Annotated in this window: 2 protein-coding genes; one reads left to right on the forward strand and one right to left on the reverse strand. The window is 69.7% G+C overall.

The genetic code is table 11. The features are described from left to right. On the forward strand, positions 1 to 843 hold an 843-nt coding region (locus AC07XS_RS15825; RefSeq protein WP_182715214.1), incomplete at its 5' end, for an SDR family oxidoreductase. Between the two features lie 36 nt (positions 844 to 879). Here the strand turns inward: AC07XS_RS15825 and AC07XS_RS15830 are convergent. Continuing rightward, positions 880 to 1,482 carry a cysteine hydrolase family protein gene (locus AC07XS_RS15830; protein WP_182715213.1) on the reverse strand — a complete coding sequence of 201 codons (603 nt, stop codon included), beginning with the start codon at positions 1,480 to 1,482 and terminating at the stop codon, positions 880 to 882. Positions 1,483 to 1,656: the final 174 nt, after the last annotated feature.

Consider the following 1,656-nt stretch of genomic DNA (forward strand, 5'->3'; position numbering starts at 1 on the left):
CCCTTCCCCGAGCAGCCCCAGCCGGCGCCGGGCCTGGCGGTGGAGATGGACCCGAAACCGGACCATGGGGAGACCAGCTACAAGGGCTCGGGCCGCTTGGCTGGGCGCAAGGCCCTGATCACCGGGGGCGATTCCGGCATCGGCCGGGCCGCCGCCATCGCCTACGCCCGCGAAGGGGCGGACGTCGCCCTGTCCTATCTGCCGTCCGAAGAGAAGGACGCCGCCGAGGTGGCGCAGCTGATCGAGGCCGAAGGGCGCAAGGCCGTCCGCCTGCCCGGCGACGTGACCGACGAGGCCTGGTGCCGCGACCTGGTGTCCAAGGCGGTCGAGGGTCTGGGCGGGCTGGACATTCTGGTGGTCAACGCCGGTCGCCAGCAGTACCGCGAGAGCGTCGGCGAGGTCTCGACCGAGGATTTCGACCGGACGATGAAGACCAATCTCTACGCCCTGCACTGGATCGTCCAGGCGGCGGTCCCCCACCTGCCGGCCGGGGCGGCGGTGATCACCACCGCCTCGATCCAGGCCTATGAGCCCTCGGCCATTCTGCTGGACTATGCAACCACCAAGGCGGGGATCGTCGCCTACACCAAGGCCCTGTCCAAACAGCTGCTGGAGAAGGGAATTCGCGTCAACGCCGTGGCGCCCGGCCCCTTCTGGACCGTGCTTCAGCCCTCGGGCGGCCAGCCGATGGAGAAGGTGGTCCATTTCGGCGAACAGAGCGCCTACGGCCGGCCCGGCCAGCCGGTCGAGATCGCGCCCGTCTATGTGCTTCTGGCGTCCCAGGAGGCCAGCTACGTCACCGGCGAGGTCTATGGCGTCACCGGCGGGGCGGGCATAGCCTGAGGCAGACGGCGGACCGGCCCATGACCGGTCCGCCTGTCAGCGCCAGCCGTCCAGGATTTCGTCGACCGTCGCCGTCTCGATCTGCTGCGAGAAGCGGTCGTGATAGAGGCGCAGGAGATCGTCATGGGGGCCGTCGGCCGAGCTGCAGACCGCATCCTGGGCGATCACCACCCGATAGCCCAGATCGACGGCCGCCAGCACGGTCGCCAGAACGCAGACGTCGGTCTCGCCCCCGGTGACGATCAGCGTATCCACCCCGCTGCGGCTCAGGACCGCGTCCAGGTCCGAGCCCACCCAGGGCGAATAGACGTGTTTGTCGATCAGCCGGCCGGGCGGGACGAACCGCTGAAGCGGCAGGGCCAGATCGACCAGGCCGGGGTCGATTCGCTCCAGGGTCATGGAGGCCCAGCGCTCCCAGTAGCGGCGCCAGGCGCCGCGACCTTCTCCCGGTCGGGCGGCGGGGATGAAGCGGGTGAAGGCGGTCCGTTCGGGCCGGCGTTCGCACAGGCGCACGATCTGGGGCATGACCCGCTCGGCCCAGTCCAGTCGCCACGCCGTCTCCTCGACAAACATCCGCTGCATGTCGATGCACAGGTGCACCGCATTCTCCGGCACGGCGTCGCGCAGACCCTCGGCCATGGTCAGGCCGCGCCTGCCGCGCCGCTTCCGGCGTTCGGAGAGGAGGGTTCGATCTCCTCGGCGTCTGGCAAGGTCTGGGTGTCGGAGTGGTGTTCGATCCGCCCCGTCTCGACCTCTTCGCGGGCGAAGACCTCCTCCTGTCCCGCCTCCAGCAGCTGATCCTCAGGCCCGCCC

The sequence above is a fragment of the Brevundimonas sp. GW456-12-10-14-LB3 genome, assembly GCF_059424365.1.

What these genes read in the sequence shown, in the direction of transcription:
- AC07XS_RS15830 (WP_182715213.1), bottom strand. Translation starts at nt 1,482, where the DNA reads ATGGCCGAGGGTCTGCGCGACGCCGTGCCGGAGAATGCGGTGCACCTG.